This window comes from Pseudomonas sp. TREG-RG-20F-10-E-6-01 (assembly GCF_022662455.1).
Lineage (GTDB): Bacteria > Pseudomonadota > Gammaproteobacteria > Pseudomonadales > Pseudomonadaceae > Aquipseudomonas.
The window spans coordinates 67,917-93,045 of record NZ_JAKNQP010000012.1 but is presented as its reverse complement, the minus strand read 5'-3'; the positions used below and the strand labels follow the sequence as shown (position 1 = coordinate 93,045).

25 protein-coding genes are annotated in these 25,129 nt (G+C 60.7%); 17 read left to right on the top strand and 8 right to left on the bottom strand.

Features of this window, described 5'->3' with window-relative positions; translation table 11 throughout:
- Nucleotides 1-53: 53 nt before the first annotated feature.
- Nucleotides 54-422, bottom strand: a complete 369-nt coding sequence (locus tag L8K08_RS25405) for a hypothetical protein (RefSeq protein WP_242200702.1) — start codon at nt 420-422, stop codon at nt 54-56.
- Nucleotides 423-553: 131 nt separating this feature from the next.
- Nucleotides 554-1,000: a response regulator gene (locus tag L8K08_RS25400; RefSeq protein ID WP_145157501.1), complete on the bottom strand. Its 447-nt coding sequence runs from the start codon at nt 998-1,000 to the stop codon at nt 554-556.
- A gap of 246 nt (nt 1,001-1,246) precedes the next feature.
- Here L8K08_RS25400 and L8K08_RS25395 point away from each other — a divergent pair, with 246 nt between their 5' ends.
- The 9 genes from L8K08_RS25395 (at nt 1,247) to L8K08_RS25355 (ending at nt 13,150) form a co-directional block, all read left to right on the top strand.
- Nucleotides 1,247-3,181, top strand: a complete 1,935-nt coding sequence (locus L8K08_RS25395; RefSeq protein ID WP_242200700.1) for a putative nucleotidyltransferase substrate binding domain-containing protein — start codon at nt 1,247-1,249, stop codon at nt 3,179-3,181.
- Entirely contained in the window at nt 3,178-3,885 is a 708-nt protein-coding gene (locus L8K08_RS25390) for a 3'-5' exonuclease (protein ID WP_242200698.1), read from the top strand. Before L8K08_RS25395 ends, L8K08_RS25390 begins: the two co-directional genes overlap by 4 nt.
- A gap of 100 nt (nt 3,886-3,985) precedes the next feature.
- On the top strand, nt 3,986-4,504 hold the full coding sequence (locus L8K08_RS25385) for an RNA polymerase sigma factor (protein ID WP_124418608.1): 519 nt from the start codon (nt 3,986-3,988) through the stop codon (nt 4,502-4,504).
- Complete coding sequence (locus tag L8K08_RS25380; RefSeq protein ID WP_242200696.1) at nt 4,501-5,496, top strand: FecR family protein; 996 nt, start codon at nt 4,501-4,503, stop codon at nt 5,494-5,496. The genes L8K08_RS25385 and L8K08_RS25380 overlap by 4 nt, the downstream gene beginning before the upstream one ends.
- A 140-nt stretch (nt 5,497-5,636) precedes the next feature.
- The gene (locus L8K08_RS25375) at nt 5,637-8,462 is read left to right on the top strand and encodes an acyltransferase domain-containing protein (RefSeq protein ID WP_242200694.1); all 2,826 of its coding nucleotides are present in this window, start codon (nt 5,637-5,639) and stop codon (nt 8,460-8,462) included.
- 146 nt (nt 8,463-8,608) lie between these two features.
- A complete protein-coding gene (locus L8K08_RS25370) occupies nt 8,609-11,017 on the top strand; it encodes a TonB-dependent siderophore receptor (protein WP_242200691.1) in 2,409 nt (802 codons plus the stop codon).
- A gap of 63 nt (nt 11,018-11,080) precedes the next feature.
- Nucleotides 11,081-12,184: a PepSY-associated TM helix domain-containing protein gene (locus L8K08_RS25365; RefSeq protein WP_242200690.1), complete on the top strand. Its 1,104-nt coding sequence runs from the start codon at nt 11,081-11,083 to the stop codon at nt 12,182-12,184.
- The gene (locus L8K08_RS25360; protein ID WP_119737602.1) at nt 12,181-12,363 is read left to right on the top strand and encodes a hypothetical protein; all 183 of its coding nucleotides are present in this window, start codon (nt 12,181-12,183) and stop codon (nt 12,361-12,363) included. Before L8K08_RS25365 ends, L8K08_RS25360 begins: the two co-directional genes overlap by 4 nt.
- Nucleotides 12,364-12,520: 157 nt before the next feature.
- Nucleotides 12,521-13,150 carry a glutathione S-transferase gene (locus tag L8K08_RS25355; RefSeq protein ID WP_242200687.1) on the top strand — a complete coding sequence of 210 codons (630 nt, stop codon included), beginning with the start codon at nt 12,521-12,523 and terminating at the stop codon, nt 13,148-13,150.
- 249 nt (nt 13,151-13,399) lie between these two features.
- Here the strand turns inward: L8K08_RS25355 and creD are convergent, their stop codons facing one another.
- Genes creD through L8K08_RS25335 form a run of 4 tightly spaced genes read right to left on the bottom strand, consistent with a single transcriptional unit; the run spans nt 13,400 to nt 17,457 of the window.
- Entirely contained in the window at nt 13,400-14,773 is a 1,374-nt protein-coding gene (gene creD / locus L8K08_RS25350) for a cell envelope integrity protein CreD (protein ID WP_242200684.1), read from the bottom strand.
- A gap of 51 nt (nt 14,774-14,824) precedes the next feature.
- Nucleotides 14,825-16,264 carry a two-component system sensor histidine kinase CreC gene (creC, locus tag L8K08_RS25345; protein ID WP_242200681.1) on the bottom strand — a complete coding sequence of 480 codons (1,440 nt, stop codon included), beginning with the start codon at nt 16,262-16,264 and terminating at the stop codon, nt 14,825-14,827.
- Nucleotides 16,264-16,932, bottom strand: a complete 669-nt coding sequence (creB, locus tag L8K08_RS25340; protein WP_242200680.1) for a two-component system response regulator CreB — start codon at nt 16,930-16,932, stop codon at nt 16,264-16,266. The genes creC and creB overlap by 1 nt, the downstream gene beginning before the upstream one ends.
- Before the next feature lie 9 nt (nt 16,933-16,941).
- Nucleotides 16,942-17,457, bottom strand: coding sequence for an ATP-dependent zinc protease (locus tag L8K08_RS25335; RefSeq protein ID WP_145157525.1), 516 nt, complete (start codon nt 17,455-17,457; stop codon nt 16,942-16,944).
- Nucleotides 17,458-17,627: 170 nt separating this feature from the next.
- Here L8K08_RS25335 and L8K08_RS25330 point away from each other — a divergent pair, with 170 nt between their 5' ends.
- Complete coding sequence (locus tag L8K08_RS25330; RefSeq protein WP_242200677.1) at nt 17,628-18,515, top strand: acyltransferase; 888 nt, start codon at nt 17,628-17,630, stop codon at nt 18,513-18,515.
- Here the strand turns inward: L8K08_RS25330 and L8K08_RS25325 are convergent.
- On the bottom strand, nt 18,512-19,084 hold the full coding sequence (locus L8K08_RS25325; protein ID WP_242200676.1) for a DUF2780 domain-containing protein: 573 nt from the start codon (nt 19,082-19,084) through the stop codon (nt 18,512-18,514). The two genes, L8K08_RS25330 and L8K08_RS25325, sit on opposite strands and share 4 nt — an antisense overlap.
- 151 nt (nt 19,085-19,235) lie before the next feature.
- Between L8K08_RS25325 and L8K08_RS25320 the strand changes: the two genes are divergently transcribed.
- From L8K08_RS25320 to L8K08_RS25290, 7 genes are all read left to right on the top strand, one after another.
- Nucleotides 19,236-19,862: a sigma-70 family RNA polymerase sigma factor gene (locus L8K08_RS25320; protein WP_242200673.1), complete on the top strand. Its 627-nt coding sequence runs from the start codon at nt 19,236-19,238 to the stop codon at nt 19,860-19,862.
- Nucleotides 19,859-20,536 carry an anti-sigma factor gene (locus L8K08_RS25315; RefSeq protein ID WP_242200672.1) on the top strand — a complete coding sequence of 226 codons (678 nt, stop codon included), beginning with the start codon at nt 19,859-19,861 and terminating at the stop codon, nt 20,534-20,536. The genes L8K08_RS25320 and L8K08_RS25315 overlap by 4 nt, the downstream gene beginning before the upstream one ends.
- Before the next feature lie 247 nt (nt 20,537-20,783).
- Nucleotides 20,784-21,185, top strand: coding sequence for a DUF3757 domain-containing protein (locus L8K08_RS25310; RefSeq protein WP_242200671.1), 402 nt, complete (start codon nt 20,784-20,786; stop codon nt 21,183-21,185).
- 297 nt (nt 21,186-21,482) lie between these two features.
- Nucleotides 21,483-21,743: a hypothetical protein gene (locus L8K08_RS25305; protein WP_237235701.1), complete on the top strand. Its 261-nt coding sequence runs from the start codon at nt 21,483-21,485 to the stop codon at nt 21,741-21,743.
- Between the two features lie 137 nt (nt 21,744-21,880).
- Complete coding sequence (locus tag L8K08_RS25300) at nt 21,881-22,234, top strand: hypothetical protein (protein WP_242200670.1); 354 nt, start codon at nt 21,881-21,883, stop codon at nt 22,232-22,234.
- Nucleotides 22,235-22,367: 133 nt separating this feature from the next.
- Nucleotides 22,368-23,342: a hypothetical protein gene (locus L8K08_RS25295; protein ID WP_242200668.1), complete on the top strand. Its 975-nt coding sequence runs from the start codon at nt 22,368-22,370 to the stop codon at nt 23,340-23,342.
- A complete protein-coding gene (locus L8K08_RS25290) occupies nt 23,343-23,705 on the top strand; it encodes a hypothetical protein (RefSeq protein WP_242200667.1) in 363 nt (120 codons plus the stop codon).
- 49 nt (nt 23,706-23,754) lie between these two features.
- Here the strand turns inward: L8K08_RS25290 and fdhA are convergent, their stop codons facing one another.
- On the bottom strand, nt 23,755-24,954 hold the full coding sequence (gene fdhA / locus L8K08_RS25285) for a formaldehyde dehydrogenase, glutathione-independent (protein ID WP_242200664.1): 1,200 nt from the start codon (nt 24,952-24,954) through the stop codon (nt 23,755-23,757).
- Between the last annotated feature and the right edge of the window lie 175 nt (nt 24,955-25,129).

Genomic DNA, 25,129 nt, shown 5'->3' with positions numbered 1-25,129 from the left:
TGGAGACGTCCCTGATCAAAAGATCAGGGACTGATCCTGCAAGAGCAATCAAGTCACGGATAGAGGTAGTTCAACTCAGCCGTCCCCTTGATCTCCAGGTCGCGCCTTCCATCGTTAAACTTCCCACTGAACGAATACTTTAAGTTGTCGGTTGAGTTGGCGGACGTCACTTCGACCGTTCCGGCAACAGGCAGAAGCATATCGCCCATGCTGCATCCGAATCTGGAATCAGCCTCTTCGAACTTGTACGTCGTGGTGCCATCCTCGATGGCGGGAACAAATGACATCGAGACTGAAGTACGGGTCGCAGAATCTGTACTTTGAAAGTGATTACTGTCACCCGAAACGCTCGTGGAGCTGGTGGTGCGTAAAAGCTTACCGTTGTGGAAAATGTCCGCTTTAATCTTGCCAGCGATTTTCATGACTGACTCCTGGTGGTGAGTGAAGGGGGCGACCATTCCCGACCGCCGCGCACTCATCCAGTAAACAGCCCCACCTATTGCTTGCCTACTGTCAGAATTGACAGTGCTTATCTGATACCGACCAGTGGAAGTTACTGCGCCATTCCCAACTCGCGCTTGACCATCTTCGCCAACTTCACGCTGTCGATAGGCTTGAGCAAAAAGTCCACCACACTCAAGTGCATTGCATCGATGACATCCGGCGCTTCAGCGTCCCCGGACATGATGATGATCGGTAGCGCCGCCCGAGGAGAGCTGCGCACTTGGCGAATCAATTCCAGGCCATTGCTCGGCGCCATGCGCAGGTCGGTAATCAGCAAACCGATGGAGCTGCTGGAGCTCAACAAGTCCCACGCCGCCTCTCCACTGTCGGCGGTCATGCAGCGAATGCCGTCCAGGCCCAGAATCTCCGCCAGCAATTCGCGTGCATCTTTGTCGTCGTCGACGATCAACACACGTTGTGGCGGTAAATCAGGCTCCAGCATCACAGCGCTCAGTGCCTCGCGCTCTGCATCACTCAAAATATCGTGGTCGGGCATACGTTTCTCAGCAGTTTTCATCAATCTCCCAGCACACTCGTCAGACATCTGCGGAAGGGCGAACAATGTGCACTTCGTCGGAAAGTTTGACTAGTGGGCGTTCTACGGGGTTTGCACGGTAGCCATGTAAGGTTTTTCCCTAGTCGCCAATGATTTGACCGCTACCTAGACTTACGTCCAATGGGCACCCAGGGCACGGGGGCCGACCATAAAGGACGATAACGACAAGAAACTGCGGTCACTGTTATGAGTAAAGCTGATGCTTTCACGCAGGCGGGAAAAACCGCCGTGTTGCAGAACATCCACGGCACCCTGCAATTCCTGCAACGCTTTCCCCCGTTCAACCAGATGGAAAGCGCACACCTGGCGTATCTGGTCGAACAGTGCCAACTGCGCTTCTACGGCCAAGGCGACAGCATCCTCAAGCCGTCGGGCGGGCCGGTGGAGCACTTTTTCATCGTCAAGCAAGGCCGCGTGGTCGGCGAGCGCCCGCTGCTCAATCAAGAGGCGACGCAAACCACCTTCGAAATCACCACCGGCGAGTGTTTCCCCCTCGCTGCGCTGCTGGGCGAACGCGCGACCCGCACCGAGCACAAGGCCGCCGAAGACACCTTCTGCCTGCAACTGAACAAGCCGGCCTTTATAAAGCTGTTCGCGCTTTCGAGCCCGTTTCGCGACTTCGCCCTGCGCGGCGTCAGCAGCCTGCTGGACCAAGTGAACCAGCAGGTGCAGCAAAAAGCCGTGGAAACCCTCGGCACTCAATATTCGTTAAACACGCGTCTGGGCGAATTGGCCATGCGCCATCCGGTCACTTGCAGCCCGAGCACGCCGCTGCGCGAGGCGGTCACACTGATGCATGAGCAGCAAGTGGGCAGCATCGTGATCGTCGACGCACACAAGGCGCCTCTGGGGATTTTCACCTTGCGCGACCTGCGTCAGGTAGTGGCCGATGGCATCAGTGACTTCAATCAGGTCATCGAATGCCATATGACCCAGGCGCCGTTCTATTTGAGCCCGGACCACAGCGCCTTCGACGCCGCCATTGCCATGACCGAACGGCACATCGCCCATGTGTGCCTGGTCAAAGACCAGCGCCTGTGTGGCGTGGTGTCCGAGCGCGACCTGTTTTCTCTGCAGCGGGTGGACCTGGTGCACCTGGCGCGCACCATCCGCAATGCACCACGCGTGGAAAACCTGGTGGCGATTCGCGGTGAGATCGGCCAATTGGTCGAACGCATGCTCGCCCATGGCGCGTCGTCCACCCAGATCACCCACATTATTACGCTGCTCAACGATCACACCGTGTGCCGGGTGATCGAACTGACCCTGGCCGACAAGGGCGACCCCGGCGTGCCGTTCAGTTGGTTGTGTTTTGGCAGCGAGGGCCGCCGCGAGCAGACGCTGTATACCGACCAGGACAACGGCATCCTGTTCGACGCCAAGGATGCCGCCGAAGCCGCCGAGATTCGCGGCCGTTTGCTGCCCTTGGCACAGCAGATCAACCAGAGCCTGGCGTTGTGCGGCTTCAGCCTGTGCAAGGGCAACATCATGGCCGGTAACCCTGAACTTTGCCTGTCGCGGGCCGAATGGGCGCGGCGCTTCGGGGCGTTTATCCGTGAGGCCACGCCGGAGAACCTGCTGGGGTCGAGCATCTATTTCGATTTGCGCGTGGTGTGGGGCGATGAACAGGGCTGCGAGCAACTGCGCCAGGGCATTCTCGATCAAGTCGCGGACAACCGGCTGTTCCAACGCATGCTGGCCGAAAACGCCTTGCGTCAGCGCCCGCCGGTGGGGCGTTTCCGCGATTTTGTGCTGACACGCAAAGGTGGCGAAAAGGCCACCCTCGACCTCAAGGTGCAGGGCCTCACGCCCTTTGTCGATGGCGCGCGCCTGCTGGCCCTGGCCAACGGCATCCACGCCAACAACACCCTGGAGCGGCTGCGCCAGTTGGTGGACAAAGAAGTCATTGAGCGATTGGACGGCGCCGCATACGAAGAGGCCTACCACTTCATCCAGCAAACCCGCATGCAGCAGCACCAACTGCAAACCCGCGAGAACCAGCCGTATTCCAACCGCGTCGACCCCGACAGCCTCAACCACCTGGACCGGCGCATCCTGCGTGAATCCCTGCGTCAGGCGCAGCGCCTGCAAAGCAGCCTGACCTTTCGGTACCAACTGTGAGTTTGTTCAGCTGGCTGCGTGCGAAAAAGCCCGGGCTCGACGCGACTCAGCAGAGGCGCCTGGCGCAGTTGCCCGCACCTGCCGTGCTGGGGGATGGCGCCTTGCGCAACCAGCGCTGGGTAGTGGTCGACCTGGAAACCAGCGGCCTGAACCTCAACCGCGACCACGTGCTGTCCATTGGCGCGGTGGTGATTGAGGACGGTGCGGTGGATTTCTCGCAAATGTTCGAGCGCACCTTGCACCGTGCCGAAACGAAGCTCAGCCCCAGCGTGCTGATTCACGGCCTGGGCCCCAGCGCCATCGCCGCCGGCACCGACCCGGTCGAGGCGCTGCTGGACTTCATGGCGTTTGTTGGCGACAGCCCGCTGCTGGCGTTCCATGCCCCTTTCGATCAACACATGCTGAGCCGCGCGCTCAAGGACAGCCTGGGCTATCGCCTGGCGCACCCTTTCCTCGACGTCGCCGACATCGCCCCGCTGCTGTGCCCCGACGCGAATATCCGTGAAGCCGGGCTGGACGACTGGATCAACCACTTCAAGCTGCAGGTCGGTGAGCGCCATCACGCCAGCGCCGACGCCCTGGCCACGGCAGAGTTGATGCTCATCCTGTTAAGCCGTGCGCGTGCGCAGCACATCGACTCCCCGCAGGCGCTTCAAACGCGCGTGAGCCAATGGAAACGGCGCAAACAAGCGCCATCGTTTTAATAGCACCGCCCGACAGACGCCAATTGCGCGCGTTCCTTGCCTCTGACACAATCGCGAATAATTCTCGTTAGTTTAAACCTCTTGTTTATTCGGTGATGCCTTGTCGTCGGTCCAGACCCCACACACTGAGCTTGTTGGCGCGTTGTATCGCGACCATCGTGGCTGGCTGTTGGCGTGGCTGCGGCGCAATGTGGCCTGCCCCAGCCGCGCCGAAGACCTGAGCCAGGACACGTTCATGCGCCTGCTGGGCCGTGACGAGTTGCGCGAACCCCGCGAGCCACGGGCGTTTCTGGTGGCTATCGCCAAGGGGCTGCTGTTCGACTACTTCCGGCGTGCGGCCCTGGAACAGGCCTACCTCACTGAACTGATGCTGATCCCGGAAAGCGAACACCCGTCGCCGGAAGAACAGCAACTGATCCTCGAAGACCTCAAGGCCATCGACCGCTTGCTCGGCAAACTGTCGAGCAAGGCCCGCGCCGCCTTCCTCTATAACCGCCTCGACGGCCTGGGCCACGCCGACATTGCCCAGCGTCTTGGCGTGTCGGTGCCCCGCGTACGCCAGTACCTGGCCCAAGGCATTCGCCAGTGTTACATCGCACTGTATGGCGAGCCGCTGTGAGCGTGGTCAGCGCCAAGCCGGTCTCGGCGCGCGTGCTGGATGCCGCGATTGCGTGGCAACTGTCGCTGGATTCAGGTGACGGCAGCTTCGTTGCACAGGAAGAATTCGCCAAATGGCTGGCCAGCGATGAAGAACATGCGCGCGCCTGGCGCCAGTTGGGCATGCTCGACCAGCGCTTCAGCGTGGCCTCAGGGCCCGCGCGCGCGGCGCTGCTGCAGTCGCGCGAAGGCATTCGCCAGCGCGTGCGCAAGCTTGGACGCGGCGTGGCAAGCATCGCGCTGCTCTGCGCCCTGGCCTTGTTTGCCGGTGAGCGTTATGTGCCGATCCATTATTGGCTGGCCGACCAACGCACCGCCACGGGCGAGCAACGCACGCTGAAACTGGCGGACGGCACGCTGATCAACCTCAATACCCACACGGCCATCGACGTGCGTTTCGACGAAAAACGCCGGCTGATCGTGTTGCAGGAAGGCGAAATTCTGGTCGAAACCGGCCACAACGATGCGCGCCCGTTTTATGTACAAACCCGCGATGGCAGCCTGCGAGCGCTGGGGACGCGGTTTATCGTCAAGCGCGAAGACCACGCCACACGCCTGAGCGTGCTGCAGTCCGCCGTGGCTGCCCAGCCACAGACGCTGCACAAGGAACAGATCTTCAAGGAAGGCCAGCAAGTGCTGATGCGCAGCGACAGCCTCGACCCTGCGCTGGCCGTCTCTGCCGCCGCCGACGCCTGGACGCGCGGCATGCTGGTGGTCGACAACGCCCGCCTGGGCGATGTGGTCGAGGACCTCAGCCGCTACCGCAGCGGTTATCTGGGTGTGGATAAAACCGTGGCCGATCTGCGCATCACCGGCAGCTTCCCGCTGCACGACACAACGCTGGCGCTGAACGCGCTGCTGCCGACGCTGCCGGTACAGATCGAGCAGCACACGCCGTGGTGGACCCAGGTGGTCGCAAGGCCGGCGCAAGGCGGTTCGGTTAGCAATAATTGAATCGAGCCTATCTCGAAACGTTACAAAAAACTGTCATTTCTCACAGGTACGCCGCCCAGTTTTTTGCCATCCAATGAGCCTTCGTTTTTTCCAGCGTCCTGCTGGTGAAGCGATCCTGTTCGGCTAACGAGGATGGACCCATGTCAACCCAACTCAACATCTACAGTCAAAACTATGTCTTCGCCTTTCCTGGCCAAGGCAGCGATCCGTGCGGCGCTCTGGCGGAGCTGTATCAGCATGTACCCGAAGCCAGAGACCGAATTGACACGATTCTGGCAATCATCGAAACCGAGGCAGCGGCGCACGAGCCTGATCCCCATCCAGGGTTAATCACCCAGGTTCTGTTGACCCGCGATCACGCCCTGCCGCTGCCTTCAGGTGTGGCGCAACTGGCGCTGTATGGCGCTGCGGTGGTGCTTAACCAGTTGCTGCAAGCCACGGGCATTGTTCCCTCCCTGATCGTTGCGCAAAGCTTCGGCGAAATTGCTGCCCGCGTGTGTGGCGGCGTGCTCGACATTGCCCAGGGTGCCCGCGCGGTCTGCGCCCTCAACGCCGCCTACCGCAGCGAGGAGGGGCGAGGCAGCATGCTGCTGGTCAACCTTTCAGCGCAGGACACGCAAGCGCTGCTGGACCGCTACCCCGAGTCGAACCTGGTGCTGGGCTCTGTCAACGCGCCAGCCCAATGCATCATCAGCGGCGAGACGGCAGACCTGGAGCACCTGCTTGCTCACCACGATGACAGCGCGCACCCCTTGCGCCCGGTCTCGATCGCTTACGCGTCGCACTACCCGCCTCACACGGAGGTCGCCCGGCAACTTCACAAAAACCTGCAGCCGCTGACACTCAAACCCTTCAAAACACCGATCTACTCAACGGTGCTGGGGCGTCGCTACGAACCCGAGGACGATTTGCATCACCTGTTTACCCTGGGCGTCACGCAACCCACCAACCTGCCCCACACGTTGGCGCAACTGCCGACGGACAAACGCACCGTATTTATCGACCTCGGGGTGAACAGCGGCCTGTCGGTGTGCATACGCAAAAGCCTGCATCCTGCACAGACCTACGCGCCGCTGGCGCAACCTATCGAAAGCCTGCGCCATTTGCTGGTCAATGCGCCCGAAGCACACAAGGCCGTGGTTGCCTTGCGCCAGCTGGCCAACGGGCCCGTCGATGCCGAGGTTCACGCGCAGATGGCGAAGATGTTCAGCGACCCCGAACTCCATCCTCGCGCCAACCAGAGTTTTCATGAGGGCCATCGGCACACCTACCAGCGCTTGCAGCACCTGATGCGCCAGCTGCCCGACGGTATCCATGGCTTTGCGCAGCCGCAGTTATTGATGGCCGAGGCCACCCACGCGGCGCTCAATGATCCCTCGCTGTTCATGGGCTGCGTGATTCAGCAGGGGTTATGCATCGGTACGCTGCTGGCGTTCGAGCAGGATCATCCGAGCGCCACCCAGTGGCGACGCAAGTTGGAGGCCGGTGAGCGTCTGGGGGTTTACGCGCTGACCGAGATAGGTCGCAGCAACTCCCACATGGGCGCGTGTGTCGAGGCCGTATTCAACGCCGACACGCGCACCTTTATGCTGAACACACCGAACAAGGCCGCGCTTAAATTCGCCAACGTCGGGATCAGCAACCTGGACAAGCTGGGCGTGGTGTTTGCCCAAGTGATCGTTCAGGGCCAGCCCTGTGGCGTATTCGCGTTCATGCTGCCATTGAGTGACGCCAACGGCCCGCGCCCGGGAGTTTCCATGTCGTCACCGGCGGAAATCCGCGCAGTGCCGCTGGATTACGGCCTGGCGAGTTTTGACAACGTGCGCCTGCCCTTCGACGCGTGGCTGCGCGATGGCGCTTCGATCGACGCGTCCAATCAGTTCCACGACCCATTGGGCAGTACGGACCGTCGCCTGATTCGCTCACTGTTTGCGCCCAAGAATGTGTGGGCGATGGTCGGCGTCGGCTTGAGTTCGGTGATGCTTGCCTGCGCAACCCTGGCCCTGACCCATGCCAACCGACGCACGACCCAGGCGCGGATCGGCAACGGCACCGGCCTGTTGGCGTTTCGCACTCAACGCCGCGCGCTGTTCGGTTGCCTGGCCACGGCGTATGTCATGAAGTGCTTTGCCAACGACTCCGCCCGCCTGTGGATTGAAGGCACTGCCAGTCAGGCGTCACTGCACACCACCGGCACAGGCGACGTGACGTGGACACCGTGGGCCGCCATCAGCCAAACCCTGGCGCTGACCAAGGCGCTGTGTGCACCCGCCGCCGAGGCGCTGGCGACAGAGTGTCGGTTGCGCTGCGGGGTGGCCGGTGCGCTCAACCTCAATCGCTTCGCCGACTATGAAGGCATGGCCAAAATCTATCAGGACGCCGGTGGCAATAACCGCATGATCCTGCTGGACGCCGCCAAGGTACTGATCGGCCAACCCTTGAGTGAACCCACACCGCCCAACCCCCAGGCCGGGCTGGATGACACCGAATACTGGCAAGCCATGGCTCATACCCTGGAGTACCGTCTGCTCAAGCAGGTGGCCGACCATGTTGCCCGGCACCGTGGCGAGGGAGAGGACGACATGCAGGTCTGGAACGCGCAGTTGATGGTCGTTGCCCGCGCAGGAGAGGCCTACGCCCAGCGCCTTGCCATCCAAAGCGCAATCCGCGCCGGCAGCTTGCTGCCCCAAGGGTTGGCCAAGGAACTGGGCAACGCGCTGTGCGGCCTCTACGTGTTGGACTACCTGAACAAGCATGCTGCCTGGTTCATCAGCGAAGGCCTTATGGACATCGCCCGCTACCGCGCCCTTGAGTCACGGCTTGATTCGCTGAGCGACTTGCTGGCCACACAGGTTGACGTGTTGATCGAAGCCTTCGGTCATGGCGAAGCCACACGCGCGGCAATCACCCAGACCGATCACTACCCCGACGCCCTGGCCGACAAACTGCAGTGGGCGGTCGGCTGAAAAACCCAGCTCCCCTGAGCCTTGAGGGCCATGTCGTACGAACAGTTGCGCACATTCGCAGATTTATTTTCGCTTGGCCCTATCACTTTTTGATTCTCGTCCGGCACCTAGGCAATTGAGAAATGTTTCCATTCAGGAGCCGCCCTATGTCCCGCACGCTAGACACCTTGTTGCGCCCCAGCCTGTTAGCCGTGGCCATCGCCCTGAGCGCCCCGCTGGCGAGCACCACGCTGATCGCCGCCGAACAGGCTTCCAGCGTGCGCGCCTACAACCTGCCGGCTGCGCCGTTGGCCAGCACGCTCAACCAGATCGCCAGCCAGGCCGGCCTTGCGCTGACCCTCAATCCAGCATTGGCGTCGGGCAAGAACTCGGCACCGGTCAAAGGCCAGTTCGATGCGCAGGGCGCGCTGCGAGAGGCGTTGCGTGGCACTGGGCTGCAACTGGAGCAAAGCAGCGCGGGCACGTTTACGCTGGTGGCGATTCCGGAAGGCGTTGTGGCGTTGGCTGAGACCAGTATCACCGGGCAAGGCAGCTATGAAAGTGCGTGGGGACCTGTGGACGGGTATGTCGCAACGCGCACAGCTGCGGGCACCAAGACAGACACACCAATCGTTGAGGCGCCCCGCTCAATGTCTGTGGTCACGCGTGCCCAGATGGAAGACCGCGGCGTGCAGAACCTCGATGACGCTGTGCGCTACATGCCTGGAGTGATCGCCAGCAGCTACGGCAGCGATTCCCGAGCGGACTGGCTTCGAGTACGTGGCTTCGAGCCGACGCAATTCCTCGACGGTTTGCCGTTGCCCAAAGGTTCTTATGCCAACCCGAAACAGGAAACCTGGAACCTGGACCGCATCACACTGTTGCGTGGTCCAGCGTCCTCGGTATACGGGCAAACCCCGCCGGGCGGTATGCTCGACATGGTCAGCCGTCGCCCACAGGCGGAAAGCAGCAACGCCGTGCGCGCCGAAGTCGGTAGCAACAATCGCAAGCAAATCAGCTTCGACAGCACCGGCAAAATTGATGACCAAGGTCAGTTTCTCTACCGTGTCGATGGCGTAGTTCGCGACAGCGGTACACCTATCGACCATATCGAGGATAAGCGCTACAACATCGCGCCGAGCCTGACCTGGAACATAAACGACGACACTCACCTGACCCTGCTCTCGCAGTTCACCCGCGATGATACCGGTATCAGCGGTCAGTTTTTACCGTTGCAGGGCACCAAGCTGAGTTCGCCGGCGGGTAAGATTTCCCATCACAAGAACCTTGGCGAGCCGGACCAGGACTACTACGACCGCACATACTATGCCTTGGGTTATGCCTTCGATCATCGCTTCAACGATGTGTGGCAGTTCAAGCAAAACCTGCGTTACACCAAGAGCGAACTGGCTTTCAACACCACCTATTCCAGCTATGGCGATACCGCCGTCGGCGCAGATGGAATGCTCAAACGCATTTACGACAAAGTGGACGAAGACATCGCCCAACTGGCTGTCGACAACAACTTCCAGGCCGACTTCCAGACTGGAGCCCTGAGCCATACCCTGTTGCTCGGCCTGGACCACCAGCGCTCCAATACCGACTACCACTGGATCGAAGGCAACGCGGCGAGCATCAACCCGAACCGCCCAATTTACAACCAGCCACGCCCAGCGGGTGCGCCGTTCACCTTCTACGATTACAACCAGAAAACCGTGCAGACCGGCCTCTACATCCAAGACCAAATTGCCCTGGATAAATGGCGCCTGACCCTGGGAGGACGCGAGGACTGGATTCATACCGGCACAACGTTCTTCAACATGAATGACGCCACCAACACCCAACGTGACAAAGCCTTCAGCGGTAATGCTGGCCTCAGCTATGTATTCGACTCTGGCATCACGCCGTACATCTCCTATACCGAGTCGTTCCAGCCCACTGCTGGCGCCAGTGCAAGCGCGACCGAGTCGTTCAAGCCAACTCAGGGTAAGCAGACCGAAGTGGGTGTGAAGTACCAACCGGTAGGCAGCAAGACCCTGTTGACCGCCGCCGTATTTGACCTGCGCCAGCAAAACGTTTCGGTGACACAGAACAACATCACCAGTCAGATCGGCGAAATCAGCGTGCGCGGCCTGGAGCTGGAAGCCACGTCGGAAGTCACCGACAATCTGAAACTGGTGGGCTCGTATACCTACACCGACACCGAAATCCTCAAGGGTGACGATAAGGGCAACCGCATGAAGCTGGTGCCACGTAACCAGGCGTCGCTGTGGTCTGATTACACGTGGCATTCGGGTGTGCTGGATGGCTTTGGCGTAGGCGCTGGCGTGCGTTACGTGGGCGACACCTACGGCAATACTGCTAACACCGCCAATGGCCACGTTGGTTCCTATACCGTTTACGATGCTGCCGTGCATTACGACTTGAGCCGTATCAACCCGGTACTCGCGGGTGTCTCGGTGGATGTCACCGCCAAGAACATCTTCAACAAGGACTACTTGTCGACCTGCGACGGCGCATGGTGCTACTACGGTGATGAACGCAATGTCGTGGCAGCTGTGAACTACAAGTGGTAAACCACTGACGCGGTCACCCAAGGGTCACGGTAACGCCGTGGCCCTTTTGCATTTGGATGAACCATGAAAAGCAAAACCATCCGCCGCTGGTCCTTCATCCACACCTGGACCAGCCTGATCTGCACAGTCTTCCTGCTGCTGCTCGCCCTCACCGGCCTGCCGTTGGTGTTTCACCATGAGATCGATCACCTGCTGGGCAATGAGCCTGAACTGGCGCAGATGCCCGCCGATACCCCGCAGCTGAACCTTGAGCAACTGGTGGCCAAAGCCCAGGCGCATCGCCCGGGTGAGGCGATGCAATACCTGGCGTGGGACGAAGACGACAAGAACGGCGTGATCGCAATCATGGCCGCCACGGCTGGCACCGAACCCAACTCGTCGCACACTTTCATGCTCGATGCGCGCACCGGTGAAGCCGTCGAAACCCCAGCGGCCAATGGCGGGCTGACGCTGTTCCTGCTGCGCCTGCATGTGGACATGTTCGCCGGCCTGCCGGGCAAGTTGCTGCTGGCCTTCATGGGCCTTTTGTTTGTGCTGGCGATTGTCTCGGGCACGGTGCTGTACCTGCCGTTCATGCGCCGCGTGAAGTTCGCCACCGTGCGCCAGGACAAGTCCACGCGCTTGCGTTGGCTCGACCTGCACAACCTGATCGGCGTGGTCACGTTGACCTGGGCGCTGGTAGTGGGCGTGACCGGTGTGATCAGCGCCTGCGCCGACCTGATCATCGCCGCCTGGCGCCAGGACAGCCTCAGCGCGATGATCGAACCCTACAAAAACGCGCCGCCACTGACCCAACGCGCGCCGGCCACCGAGCTGCTGAGCATTGCCGCCAAGGCCGCGCCCGGCATGGAGCCGGACTTTATCGCCTTCCCCGGCACGCGTTTTTCCAGTGAGCACCATTACGCGGTGTTCATGAAGGGCAGCACGCACCTGACCTCGCACCTGCTCACGCCGGTGCTGATCGACGCCAGCACCCTGGCCGTCACCGCTATCGCTGAGCGGCCGTGGTACATGGACGCCATGGGCATGTCGCAGCCATTGCACTTTGGTGACTACGGCGGAATGCCGATGAAGATTCTCTGGGCGGTGCTCGATGTGCTGACCATCATCGTGCTGGGCAGCGGCGTTTACCTGTGGATCGTGCGGCGCAAGGCGGCCAAGGTATGAAGCCGCGGCAGTCGAACTTCTGGAAGGTGTTTGGCATTCCGCTGGGAATTGGCGTGCTCAGCGCGGCCGGGCTGTTTGCCGCGTTGCTCGGCGATGGGCTGTGGGACTCATTGAGCTGGGTCGGTTTGGGGATTCCTGCGGTCATTGGTGTTTGGGCGTTATTCAAGCGGCGCGGCTGAGGGCGCTATCGCCGGCAAGCCAGCTCCCACCTTGAAATGCATTCCCCGTGTGGGAGCTGGCTTGCCTGCGATGAGGCCCTCAAAAACACCCAAAGCCCCCCTCGCCAGCCACCGCGCAACCCTCTAGGCTAGCCACTGCCCATTTCGAGGAATGCCCATGTCCACGCCCAGCATGACCTTGTTCCACAACCCTGCCTCACCCTTTGTTCGTAAAGTCCGCGTGCTGCTGATCGAAACCGGCCAGCAGGACCGCGTGGCCCTGCGAGGCTGCATGCCGACACCGGTCAACCCGGACGCGCAGCTGGTGCACGAAAACCCCGTGGGCAAGATCCCGGCCCTGCGCCTGGCCGACGGCAGCGCCCTGCACGACAGCCGGGTGATCCTCGATTACCTCGACCACCAGCATGTCGGCAACCCGCTGATCCCTCGCGACGGCTCGGCACGCTGGCGCCGCCTGACCCTGGCCTCAATGGCCGACGGCATCATGGACGCCGCCGTGCTGGTGCGTTACGAAACCGCCATGCGCCCGGCAGAAAAGCACTGGGACCAATGGCTGGATGAGCAGCGCAACAAGATCCGTCGCACCCTCGCGGAGTTGGAAGCCAATGCGATTGCCGAGCTGGCCAGCCACTTCGACATTGCGTCGATCAGCGTGGCCTGCGCCTTGGGCTACCTCGACTTCCGCCACCCAGACCTGCAATGGCGCGCTGCGAATCCCCAGCTTGCCGATTGGTACGCCAAGGTCAGCCAGCGGCCGTCGATGCTGCAGACCCAGCCGCCGGTCTGACCTTGTGCAGTGAGCCCGCTTTGTGTGGCCAGCGGGCTTGTCGTGGCGAGCGGGCTTGCCCCGCGTTGGGTGGCGAAGCCGCCCCAATCAATCAGACTGCGGTCCATCAGGCACTCCTCTGTGATGGGTTCTGGGGCTGCTGCGCAGCCCAACGCGGGGCAAGCCCGCTCGCCACAACGACAACAGGGAACAGCAGGTTAATCCTCGCCACCAATTGCGTCTTTATCTGCTGATCCTCCCGTAAGCCGATCATTGCACGGCCTCCAGGTCAAATTGCAGCGGCTCGGCCACCTTGCGCTTGCCCACGCCATACCAATCGAGTTTGCGCGTCAGCACCATCACTGTGCCCAACAGCCCGAACAGCAACAGCGAGCCCATCAGCAGCGCGTAATCCTCGGCACTGAGCAGCCCGTACAACAGGCCATACAGCGCCGCCAGCCCCGCCGAAAAGCCCAGCCCATGGGCAATGCTGCGCAGCACATGGCACACGTAGAAGCCGATCAACAACACACAGGCGCTCGCCGACAACAGGTACGCCGGGCCAAAGCCGATGTGCTCGGACAACGACAACAACAGCAGGTAAAAGAACGCCAGGGCAACGCCCACCAGCGCGTATTGAATCGGGTGCACCGCCAGGCTCTTGAGCACTTCGAACAGGAAGAAGCCGGCAAACGTCAGGGCGATAAACAGCAGCGCGTATTTGATCGCGCGGTCGCTCTTGAGGTACTGGTCCACCGGGTCGATGAAGTTCACGCCAAAGCTGCGGTTGCTGAAGGCATCACAGCTTCGCCCGTCCAGGCAGGTTTGCAGGGCTTGCTCCAGGTTGGTGGAGAAAAATGTGGTCTGCCAGTTGGCCGTGAAGCCTTTGTCGGTGACGGCCCGCTGAGCCGGCAGGAAGTTGCCGATGAAGCTTGGGTGGGGCCAGTTCGATGCGAGCGAGACCTCGCTGACCTTGCCCACCGGCACCACTTGCAGTTGTTCGGTGCCTTGCAGGCGCAGGTCAAAAGCGAAGTCCAGCACGGCCGGTTTCTTGCTGTCCTGTTCCGGCAATGCCACGTGCACGCCCTCCCCCAGCCAGTCCACTTGAGTACCCGGCGAGAAGTCCAGGCGTTGGTCGCCCAGTTCCAGTTTCAGTGCGTTTTCAATGCCGCGAATATCGCTGATGCCCACCGCCAGAAACGCTGGATCAAAGCGGTAATCGGCAAAGTCTTGCGTGATGCCCAGCTGCGCAGGCAGCTCGAAACGCCCGCTGATGCGGGTGTCGGCATGGAACAGTCGCGCCTGGTAAATACCCCGCGACCGCAGCTCGGTTTGCACCTTGCCATCGAGCTCAAAGCGGTCCGGCAGGAAATACAGACGACCGCGCTCTTCACGGGTTTCCTCGTAGCGTTTATTGAGCTTTTCATTGAGTTTCCACTCGCGCACGGTCTTGCGATAAGGCACCACCATCACCGGCCCGTTGAGGTGCTGGCTGTAACTGGAGCTACGGGCGATATCCATCAGCACGCTGTCGCGGGCGTATTGGCGGTCAGCAATGATGCCGTTGATCATCAGCAACGGAATCAGCAACAGAAGAATCAGTAGCGCAATCGCGCCAAGTTTGAAAAGCAGGCTGCGGTTCATGGGGCTCTCCCTGTTTTGATGGGCAGAGCGTGAACCGCGCAGATGGGAGATTTATGTGGGCAATGTGGAGACTGTGTGGAGATGCAGCACTACTTGCACCCCGCCCTGCACATTGCCGATCTGCAACGCGCCGCCGTGCAGCTTCATCACTTCTTCAACAAAGTTAAGGCCCAGGCCGGTGCTTTTGCGCCCGCTTGCCGGGCGTGGCAGCGAGTAGAAACGCTCACTCAGGCGCGGCAAGGCGTAGTCGGGAATGGCCGCAGCCTGGTTGAACAGGCTGACCTGCACGTCGTTGTGCTGCGTGCGTGCGCTGAACCTCAACGTGCCACCGAGCGGCGTGAAGTCCAGGGCGTTATCGAGCAGATTACCCAAGGCCTGGCGCAGCAGGAACGGCTCGCCAAATACCTTCACATCCGCGCCAATCGCCTGTTCGACCTGCAAGCCGGCGCCTTCAATGCGCGCGCACTGGGCCTTGAGCACCTCGTCGACCAGGGTCGCCAACGGCATGCTGACTTGCTCTTCCAAACCTTGGCGCTGCTCCACTTGGGCCAGGTTCAGCAGGCGCTCGATCAACTGTTGCAAGCGCGCGCTTTCACTGTCGATATTGCCGACGAAGCGCTGCTGTTGCTCGCGGGTCATGTCGCCCTGCAACAGCTCCGCCGCGCCACGAATTGCCGCCAGCGGGCTTTTCAGTTCGTGGGTCAGGGTGTGCACGTAACGCTCGACGTAGGCCTTGCCCTCCAGCTGCGTGCGCATGTGCTCGACGGCGGTAGATAGCTGCTTGAGCTCGCCGCCGCGGTAATGCGGCAACTCGGCGCGCCGACCTTCGCTCACGGCCTGGGCATACGCCGTCAGCCGATGCAGCGCCACGCTCAGCCACCACGACAACAGTGCGCCGAGCAGCAGGCCGAGGATCACCAACCCGGCGCCGTACCACAGCAGGCGGTGTTCGGTACGGTCGACATAGGGCTGCAACGAGCTGTTGGGCTTGGCCACAGTGACCACGCCGATGATCTGGCCGTTGTCGCGGATCGGCGCGCCCACGTGCATCACCGACGAGTTAGGGTCATTTAGCTCATTACGGGTCGACCGCGCGCCATATTCGCCGCGCAGGGTCAGGTACACGTCGTTCCATTTGGAATAGTCCTGGCCGACCGCCTCGCCCGTGGAGTCGAGCAACACAATGCCCTTGGCGTCCGTCACGTAGATGCGGTGGTTGACCTGGTTTTTCGGCAGGCCCCAGATCGTCGCGCCCGGCTGGCGGCTACCGTAGGCCTTGAGCAGCTCCGGCCAGTGGCTTTGGCCGAGGGTGCCGTTCTTCACGTCCAGCCGCAGGATTTCGGCCAGCAGGTTGGCCGTGTCCACCAGAGTTTCTTCGGTGGATTGGCGCACGCCGGGGCGGATCTCTTTCATCACGGTGTTGAGCACAAAATAGCCGGTCAGGCCGATAAACAGCGCGTACACCAGAAAAATCCGCAGCCCCAGGCGCATCAGCTATGGCTCGGGCTGTAGCTGTAACCCAGGCCACGGTGGGTCTGGATCGGCTCGGCGTCGGCGGCCACGCTTCGCAGTTTGCTGCGCAGGCTTTTGATATGGCTGTCGATATTGCGTTCGTAGCCAGCGTCGGCGGGCACGCCCACCGCGTCGAGCAGTTGCTCGCGGCTGAACACGCGCTCGGGTTGCTCAAGCAGGCTTTGCAGCAAGCGAAACTCATGACGCGTCAGGCTCAGGGGCTGACCGCGGTAATGGATTTGCATGCGTTCCAGGTCAACCTGGAACACGGCAGGCGCGGCGCCTGGACTGACGCGCTTGAGGATGGCCCGCACCCGCGCCGCCACTTCCCGTGGGCTGAACGGCTTGACCACATAATCGTCAGCACCGATCTCCAGGCCCACCACCCGATCAATCTCGCCGTCACGGGCGCTGAGAAACATCACCGGCACTTCACTGAAACGGCGCAATTGCTTGCAGGTTTCAAAGCCGCTGATGTCCGGCAGGCCGATGTCGAGGATGATCAAGTCAGCGGGCGACTGGCGCTGATGGGCCAGCGCCTCCTGGCCAAGGCTCAGCCAGGTGGTGGTGAAGCCCTCGCCTTGCAGGGCGAAAATCAGCGTATCGGCTATCGCCGCTTCGTCTTCGACAATCAGGATATGCGGCATGTGGGTCCGTCAGCAGTCCGGTTTGTCGGCAGTGTAACGACGCGCCGGGTTCACCGCTGCGCCGAATTCACGCAGGGCCTTGGCGCCGATCAGCAGCGGGTAGTTGAAGCTGCTGCGGTCAGTGAGGTTCACCTCAACGGTGCGCTTGACGTTGCCCAGGCACATTTCCAGATCGATCACCGGGCGCTTGGCCACGGTGGCTTCGTCCTTGTCATCGTCTTCGTCGGCGCGGCTCTTGATTTTGCTGATGCGCGAGACTTTGTGTTCGTAGACTTTGTTGGAAGCGTCCTTGCCGCCGAGGCGGAAGCGCACCCAATCGTCGCCATCGCGGGTGAAGGTCTCGATGTCTCGGGCCGACAGCGAGGCGGTCAGCGCGCCGGTGTCCATCTTGGCCTTGAAGGTTTCGCCGATCTCCGGCAACTGGATGTATTCGTAGCGACCGTAAAGGGTCGGTTCGGCGGCCAGGACAGGCTGGGCGGCCACAACAGGAAGAACGAGGGCGAACGCGGCAAGGAGCAATTTCACGAAGTGATTTCCTCGAAAGAAGTAGGCGGATTCTAGACCGCAAAGGCAGCACTTAGTTAGTTCTCAACCATACCGGGAACATTGTGAAACATTCGTCCAGCGATTTGCGATTTGGCCTCTAGACTCAGCTTGCTTATCATGGCCCGCCCACAGGATTCCAAGAGTTACTTATGCGCCGCCTGCTCACCGGCTGTTTCGTCACACTGCTGCTATTGCTCAACACCCTGGTGCTGTTCGGGCCGTTGATGCTGTTTGCCCTGCTCAAGCTGGTGGCGCCCGGGCGCTATCGCGACTATGCCTCGTGGGCCGTGATGTGGATCGCCGAGACCTGGGCTGAAATCGACAAGCTGATCTTCTCGCTATGCATCCCCACCCAATGGGACATCCGCGGTGGCGCGCAGCTACGTGGCGACACCTCTTACCTGGTGATCAGCAACCATCAGTCCTGGGTGGACATTCCGGCGCTAATCCAGGCGCTCAACCGGCGTACGCCGTTCTTCAAATTCTTCCTGAAAAAAGAGCTGATCTGGGTGCCCTTCCTCGGCCTGGCGTGGTGGGCGCTGGATTACCCCTTCATGAAGCGCTACACCAAGGCGTTCCTGGCCAAGCACCCGGAGCTGGCAGGCCAGGACCTGAAAATCACCAAAGAGGCCTGCGAGCTGTTCAAGCGCCAGCCGGTGACCGTGGTGAATTACCTGGAAGGCACGCGGTTCAACGCGGTCAAACACAAGCAGCAGGATTCACCGTATGCCCGGTTGCTCAAACCCAAGGCGGGCGGCGTGGCGTTTGTGTTGGCAGCGCTGGGTGAACAACTGGATGCCGTGCTCGACGTGACCGTGGTCTATCCGCAGCAAAAAATTCCGGGGTTTTGGGATTTGATCAGCGGCGCGGTGCCGAAAGTGATCATCGACATTCGCACCCGGGAACTCGACCCGGCGCTATGGCAGGGCGATTACGAGAATGATCCGGCCTTTCGCCAGACCGTCCAGAACTGGGTGAACCAGCTCTGGAGGGAGAAGGACGCGCGCATCGCCCAACTGCGCGCAGAGCCTATTTAGCTGCCAGTGCCCCAGGCCGAGGCGAGTTTGCCCAGCACCGACTCGTTGGCGCCCTGACCACCCAGGTATTGCAGGATTACCGGCGCAAACTTGCCGATCATGCTGTTATCCATGCCCAGCGCGCTGAAGGCGGTGTTCAGGTCGTTGGTGTTCTTCACGTTACCCAGCACGCTGTCCAGGCCGCTGGTTTTGCTGCCGCCGCTCTGGCCGAGCATCCCGCTCAAGGCGCCGAGGCTGCCCAGGGAGTTGTTCCCCGCGAGCTTATCCAGGCCGGGCACGCTTTTGCCCAATTGCGAATAGTCGGTGCTGCTCAATTGGTTCTTGGCCAGGCCCAGCATGGCGCCGGTACCGCCGACGGCTTGTTCAGGGGTGACGTTCAGTTGCGAAGTCAGGGCGCTCAGCAGGCCTGCGGTCTGGGAACTCGGCGCTGCTGCAGCGGCCTTGTTGTTGCTGCCCTGGGCGCCGGAAACGGCGTTGGCCACGTCACCGAGGCTGAAACCTGCGGCAAACACCGGGCTGGCGGCCACGGTCATCAGGCAGGACAGGGCAAAACCGCGTGAAATCTTCATCAAGACAACCTCTGAATGTAGGAGCTAAAAGCAGGCGTTGGACTGACAGTCCCGAAGGATTGTTCCCACCTGAAGATTAGTTCAGAAAAAGCTGCATCCAAATCACCCTACCGCGCGTATACCCAGCATGCACCGCTCGGAGTCGGATGGAATGAATGCTCAAGCTGGACTACCCTCTGCCTACCGTGCGCAGTCCCGTCGCCCTCGTTCGAGAGCCTGGAGAAGCCCTATTTCCATCAACGATGCTGACCCGTTGCAGCCCCTGCTGGCGCAGTGCGCCCTGGGCAACCGCCAGGCGTTCGAGACCCTCTACCGCAGTGTCTCGCCACGCCTGCACGGTGTTGCATTCCGGTTCATGGGGCGCAAGGACCTGGCTGAAGAAGTGCTCCAGGAAGCCTTTGTGCGCATCTGGTACAACGCTTCGCGCTACGAGGCACACCTGGCGGCGCCGATGACCTGGATGGTGAACATCACCCGTAACCTGGCCATCGACCAGTTGCGCAAACACCGCGAACAGCCCTTGGCCGACGGCCAGCAGGACGCCCTGCTCGACGACAGCCCCAGCGCCCACGAACAGCTCGACACCGAGCGCGAAGCCCGCGCCCTCAACCGCTGCCTCGACACCCTCGATGGCATGCAGCGCCAATCGATCACCGTGGCTTACTTCCAGGGCCTGTCGTGCTCGGAACTGGCCGACCACTTGGCGGCGCCCCTGGGCTCGATCAAATCCTGGATTCGCCGTGGTATGGAGCGCCTGCGCAGGTGCCTTGAATCATGAACTACCAAACCACCGCCCTGCGCCGCGCCCTCGCCGCCGACTACGCGATCGGCCTGATGCCGGCTACCGCCCGTCGGCGCTTCGACGCCCTGTTACTGGAAGACGCCGCGCTGCGCGTCGAACTCGGCCACTGGCAGGATGCCCTCGCCAGCCTGACCGGCGCACTGCCCGAACGGCCCGTGCCGAATCATGTGTGGGCAGGCATCAAAGCACGGATCGAGCCGCAAGTGCTGCATGTGCCAGCGAAGAAGCCGTTCTGGATGAAATTCCGTCTGCTGGCGGCTGCGTGCGCGGTCGTCGTCGCCGTGTTGGTCGGCGTGCTTTATCAGCGTGATATCGGCGCCGAGTACAACGCCACGCTGGTTGCGGCGAATCAGCAACCGGCGCTGCAGATCCAGGCATTTGGCGATCACCTGCAAGTGGAGCCGCTGACGTTGGCCGCTGTAGAGCCGACGCGCGCCCTGGAATTGTGGGCGATTGCGCCCGGAGGTAAACCGATCTCACTGGGCTTGGTGCCCAGCTCGGGTAAAGGCCGCATCCAGTTGAGTAAAGAGCAACAAGCGCTGTTGACCGCCCCCGTGACCCTCGCCGTCAGCCTGGAGCCACAAGGCGGTTCACCGTCCGGCCAACCAACCGGACCGGTCCTGTACCAAGGCGCACTCGCCTCGCGCTGACACCCCATAAATCCCTGTGGGAGCTGGCTTGCCTGCGATAGCGGTGGGTCAGCCAGAGACAGGTTGGCTGGCCGACCGCAATCGCAGGCAAGCCAGCTCCCACATTTGATCTTCATCGGCTGGGCGACATTGAAATAACCATCACCTCAGCAATAAGAAAAAACACTAAAAAACTGTCATTTATACCAGTAGCCAGGCCTCACGATCGCCCGCAGCATGAGCCTCCGGCCCCTCCAGGAAGCTCACCATGAAGCGCGCACTGCTTGCAGGTTTGTCTGCAATGACAGGGCTGGTAGCAAATGCCATCGCAGCGACCGCAACCTGCCCACCGATCCAGAGCATCCATCAAACCGCGATGGCCGGTGGCGGTTATAGCTATGCAGCCTCACCGCCGGGCGGGCTTACCTGGACCGGCAAAAACCCGTCAGCGACCGCCTCCTACCTCAGTGACTCGACGTTCCAAGATGCCCGATACGATGCACAACACAAAGCCGTCACCTGCACCTACAAGGGGCCAATGGGTAACGACGCACAGCTTTCGGTCACGCTCAAATCCGTCACTGAATGGAACCTCACGCCTACAGGTGAATGGAAAGGCACCTATTGCGAAGACGCTGACGCCACCAAATGCTCATTCACCCATCGGTGACCCACAGGTGATCATCATCGCCCAGGCGACTTGCTCCTGGCGATGGATGGCGCTTATAGTTCGGCGGTCGTCCACATGGCGACACGGGTTTGGCGACTCGGGTGAATGGTGCAAAAGCTTCTGCTTTTTTGCAGGTTCTTTTGCGTCCGCAATAGCTGCTTTCATGGTGGCTGTGCGCGGGAGACCTTCGGGTCTGCCGGTTCCATTCCCGGTTCGCCAACCTGCGTACAGCTGCCACCCATTCGTTTGGCGACGAATAAGTGTGTAGCCCACCTCTACTTGAATGGGTTTTAAAACATGAACCGATACATGCCGCTCACCGGCCACGACAGCACCACCCCTTCCCTGCTTATCGACACCCAAGTCCCGCTCGACGTACTCCACGACGCCGCCGTCTACCGCATCCGCGCGGTGACTCAAGTCATGGAAAACCTCGCGTTTCGTGAGGGCCTGAACACCGACAACCTTGTCCTCCAGGACTTCGCCTTGCTTTGCGCCATTCCATTGCGCGATGGCTGTGATCTGCTGGATGTGATCAGCCGGCGCTTGCAGGCTTAAATACCCGATGCAAAGAAGGGCAGCGCCCAGTTGCCCTTTCCTACACGCGAAACAACCTTAACTCGGAACCCAACCATCGCTGCAGCTCACCCAAGGCTACCCCTATCGGGCATCCCTACTCAGGAGCTGTAACCACCATGATCGGATTGATCTCCATCTTCAGCGTATTCAGCACGCCGCAACCCCCTGCGCCGGCCGCCGACATTGGCCAATGCCCCGCCACTGCCGATATCAACTCCACACCCTACACAGACCCCGACCTCCCTGCGCCGTATGGCGAAGGTTATCAATACACCGCGTCTGCCAACGGCAACACATGGACCGGCCAAACCGCCGGTACCAGCGACGACTACCTGGCCCCGGAGTACGAACTCAAACCCGAGGAAATCAACGAGCGCGACGGTAAAACTCACTGCGACTATGGCGGCAAGCGGGTGATAAAAAACGGCGAAGTGGCGGATCCGTACCTGCGACTTACCAAGCTTGAATGACTCACACTTGTCAGCGTCTGCCGGGACTTGCGTAGTCCCTTTCTGAAACGTCAAAAACGCCCCTGCACGCGTCTTACCTCACCTGTAGCAGCTTCTTATAGTCGTGCGCCTCAGTCACTTGGAGGTGCACGCTATGCAGGGACCTTACGCATTTATTAATGAACGGCCGCAGCCTTATCCGCTACTTAAACTCGACCTTTCGCTCAACCCTCACATTCAAACCAAGTTCGACACCCTCAACCAACACATCCGCAACGTCGTGGTATTGCCAGGGCAGTTGGTGATCATTCCCGATGCGCGTACCGCGTCTTGCACGACGGAAGAAGCCCAACTGATGCGCTCGGCGCAGAACATTAAACAGGCATTGTTCGCCCACTCCGCGACGGATCAATTCCTGATCAAAAACTACGATCAGTTGCAGGCCATCATGGCCCATGCGTCCCTGGGCATTGGCAGTGCCAGTAGCGCCTGGAGCAAGCACTTGGCGCAAATCGAGACAACCCTCAAGGAAATCGACGATTTGCATAAGCAGTACTTAACCAAGGGCACCCCAGCTGCGAGAGATGAGTTTCTGATCAAACGTCGGGCGCTGTTTGCGAAGCTCGATGGGCAACTATCCGGGATGGCCCGGTTTGGAACAGGTTTGAAAAACGAAGGTTCGATTAAAAAGATGTTGGGCATTTCCAGCAAAAGTTACTGGCAGCATGGGGAGATTCGTGGGTATGAAGAAAGAGTCAAGCGTATAGCTAAAGCCTCGCAGATCTTGAAGAAGGGCGCCTATATTGGTATTGCGCTAGATGGAGGGGCGGCAGCGCTGGAAATTGCGGAGGCATGCTCGACAGGACGTGAGCAAGAATGCACCCAAGCAAAATATGTCGAAGGAGGGAAGTTAGTGCTTGGCGTTGGCGGCGCATCAGCAGGCGGGATAATTGGGGCCCAGGTCGGTACTGGCGCTTGTATGCTCGTTTTTGGCATACCTACAGCGGGCGCCGGCGCATTGGCTTGCGCAATCGTCGGGGGCGCCGCAATTGGGCTCGCAGGCGGCAAGCTAGGAAGCGCAATGGGCGAAGGCGCGGGTAAACTCCTCTATAGGACGGTAAAGGATTAAATGGCCTTGGAATATATCGGCATGTGCGCGGGCGCCATTATGTTACTCAGCTTTCCGCTCATCACCTATGTCATGTTTGAAAAATTGGATGCCGCAGAACGCTATATGCAATGCAGCACTTACATCACCGGAAACAGGAATACTTTTCGCAATACCCCGTTCGATGGGAGGCCGCAGCGCGTATTGGCCATGGCGACGGTCATTGTTATCCCAGGAATATTTCAATGGCGGCGCTTGGCACTCGTCGAAGACGTTGAGAAAATCCCACGCGCACTCAAATATTGGATGGTCATACCATCACTCATCCTTTTAACTTCCGCTACAACCATGATGATCAGCTCGTATTTTTTGTATTTTTACTGACCACCTAATACAAGGGCGCACAGAGGCGCCCTCATACTGACGCTCAACCTTACGCCGCGCTAAACATCTTATGCGGATCAATCACAAACTTCTTCGGCACACCCGCATCGAACTCGCCGTACCCACGCGGCGCGTCATCCAGGCTGATGACCTGCACGCCAACGATTTCGGCAATGTTGATACGGTCCCACATGATCGCCTGCATCAGCTGGCGGTTGTACTTCATCACCGGGGTTTGGCCGGTGTGGAAGCTGTGGGATTTAGCCCAGCCCAAACCGAAGCGAATGCTCAGGCTGCCCATTTTCGCGGCGGCGTCGACAGCGCCTGGGTCTTCGGTGACGTACAGGCCAGGAATGCCGATTTTGCCCGCCACGCGGACCACGCCCATCAGCGAGTTGAGCACGGTGGCCGGCGCTTCTGCCTTGGCGCCTTCATGGCCGTGGCCACGGGCTTCGAAGCCTACGGCATCGACGGCGCAGTCAACTTCCGGCTCGCCCAACAATGCGGCGATCTGTTCGTGCAGAGGCGTGTCTTTGGACAGGTCGGCAATTTCAAAACCCTGGGCCTTGGCATGGGCCAGGCGGATCGGGTTGACGTCGCCGATGATCACCACAGCGGCGCCCAGCAACCGTGCCGAAGCGGCTGCGGCCAGGCCAACCGGGCCGGCGCCGGCGATATACACCGTGCTGCCCGGACCAACGCCAGCGGTGACGGCGCCGTGGTAGCCGGTGGGCAGGATGTCGGAGAGGCAGGTCAGGTCGCGGATTTTCTCCATGGCCTTGTCGCGGTCCGGCAGTTTCAGCAGGTTGAAGTCGGCGTACGGCACCAGCACGTATTCGGCCTGGCCGCCGGTCCAGTCGCCCATGTCGACATAACCGTACGCGCCACCGGCACGGGCCGGGTTAACGGTCAGGCACACGCCGGTGTGTTGTTCCTTGCAGGAGCGGCAGCGGCCGCACGCCACGTTGAACGGCACCGAGACCAGGTCGCCGATTTTCAGGTTTTCGACGTCGCTGCCCTTTTCGATCACTTCGCCAGTGATTTCATGCCCCAGGACCAGGCCGGTCTGGGCGGTGGTACGGCCGCGCACCATGTGTTGGTCGGAGCCGCAGATGTTGGTGGAGACCACGCGCAGGATGACGCCGTGCTCAATCTTCCTGCCACGGGGGTCCTGCATTTTGGGATAGTCGATTTTCTGTACTTCGACCTTGCCGTTGCCGAGATACACGACACCACGATTACCAGACATGCTTTCACCTCGCTGTTGTTTTTATGGAACCGCGTTGCCCAGGCAGGCAGCGCGTTTAAGTGCTCGGGTTACAGATGCTGTTTTTGCGTTGTTTGTTAGGGCCTCATCGGGGGCAAGCCCCCTCCCACCTTTGATGTGTGAATGCAGTCAACTGTGGGAGGGGGCTTGCCCCCGA

Excerpts from the sequence above, each read along its gene's own strand:
- L8K08_RS25395 (WP_242200700.1), top strand. The coding sequence starts at position 1,247 with ATGAGTAAAGCTGATGCTTTCACGCAGGCGGGAAAAACCGCCGTGTTG.
- L8K08_RS25305 (WP_237235701.1), top strand. The coding sequence starts at position 21,483 with ATGAACCGATACATGCCGCTCACCGGCCACGACAGCACCACCCCTTCC.
- L8K08_RS25355 (WP_242200687.1), top strand. The coding sequence starts at position 12,521 with ATGTCCACGCCCAGCATGACCTTGTTCCACAACCCTGCCTCACCCTTT.
- creB (WP_242200680.1), bottom strand. The coding sequence starts at position 16,932 with ATGCCGCATATCCTGATTGTCGAAGACGAAGCGGCGATAGCCGATACG.
- L8K08_RS25290 (WP_242200667.1), top strand. The coding sequence starts at position 23,343 with ATGGCCTTGGAATATATCGGCATGTGCGCGGGCGCCATTATGTTACTC.
- L8K08_RS25375 (WP_242200694.1), top strand. The coding sequence starts at position 5,637 with ATGTCAACCCAACTCAACATCTACAGTCAAAACTATGTCTTCGCCTTT.
- L8K08_RS25310 (WP_242200671.1), top strand. The coding sequence starts at position 20,784 with ATGAAGCGCGCACTGCTTGCAGGTTTGTCTGCAATGACAGGGCTGGTA.
- L8K08_RS25320 (WP_242200673.1), top strand. The coding sequence starts at position 19,236 with ATGAATGCTCAAGCTGGACTACCCTCTGCCTACCGTGCGCAGTCCCGT.
- L8K08_RS25405 (WP_242200702.1), bottom strand. The coding sequence starts at position 422 with ATGAAAATCGCTGGCAAGATTAAAGCGGACATTTTCCACAACGGTAAG.
- L8K08_RS25295 (WP_242200668.1), top strand. The coding sequence starts at position 22,368 with ATGCAGGGACCTTACGCATTTATTAATGAACGGCCGCAGCCTTATCCG.
- fdhA (WP_242200664.1), bottom strand. The coding sequence starts at position 24,954 with ATGTCTGGTAATCGTGGTGTCGTGTATCTCGGCAACGGCAAGGTCGAA.
- L8K08_RS25315 (WP_242200672.1), top strand. The coding sequence starts at position 19,859 with ATGAACTACCAAACCACCGCCCTGCGCCGCGCCCTCGCCGCCGACTAC.
- L8K08_RS25325 (WP_242200676.1), bottom strand. The coding sequence starts at position 19,084 with ATGAAGATTTCACGCGGTTTTGCCCTGTCCTGCCTGATGACCGTGGCC.
- L8K08_RS25360 (WP_119737602.1), top strand. The coding sequence starts at position 12,181 with ATGAAGCCGCGGCAGTCGAACTTCTGGAAGGTGTTTGGCATTCCGCTG.
- L8K08_RS25400 (WP_145157501.1), bottom strand. The coding sequence starts at position 1,000 with ATGCCCGACCACGATATTTTGAGTGATGCAGAGCGCGAGGCACTGAGC.
- L8K08_RS25330 (WP_242200677.1), top strand. The coding sequence starts at position 17,628 with ATGCGCCGCCTGCTCACCGGCTGTTTCGTCACACTGCTGCTATTGCTC.
- L8K08_RS25300 (WP_242200670.1), top strand. The coding sequence starts at position 21,881 with ATGATCGGATTGATCTCCATCTTCAGCGTATTCAGCACGCCGCAACCC.
- creD (WP_242200684.1), bottom strand. The coding sequence starts at position 14,773 with ATGAACCGCAGCCTGCTTTTCAAACTTGGCGCGATTGCGCTACTGATT.
- L8K08_RS25370 (WP_242200691.1), top strand. The coding sequence starts at position 8,609 with ATGTCCCGCACGCTAGACACCTTGTTGCGCCCCAGCCTGTTAGCCGTG.
- L8K08_RS25365 (WP_242200690.1), top strand. The coding sequence starts at position 11,081 with ATGAAAAGCAAAACCATCCGCCGCTGGTCCTTCATCCACACCTGGACC.
- creC (WP_242200681.1), bottom strand. The coding sequence starts at position 16,264 with ATGCGCCTGGGGCTGCGGATTTTTCTGGTGTACGCGCTGTTTATCGGC.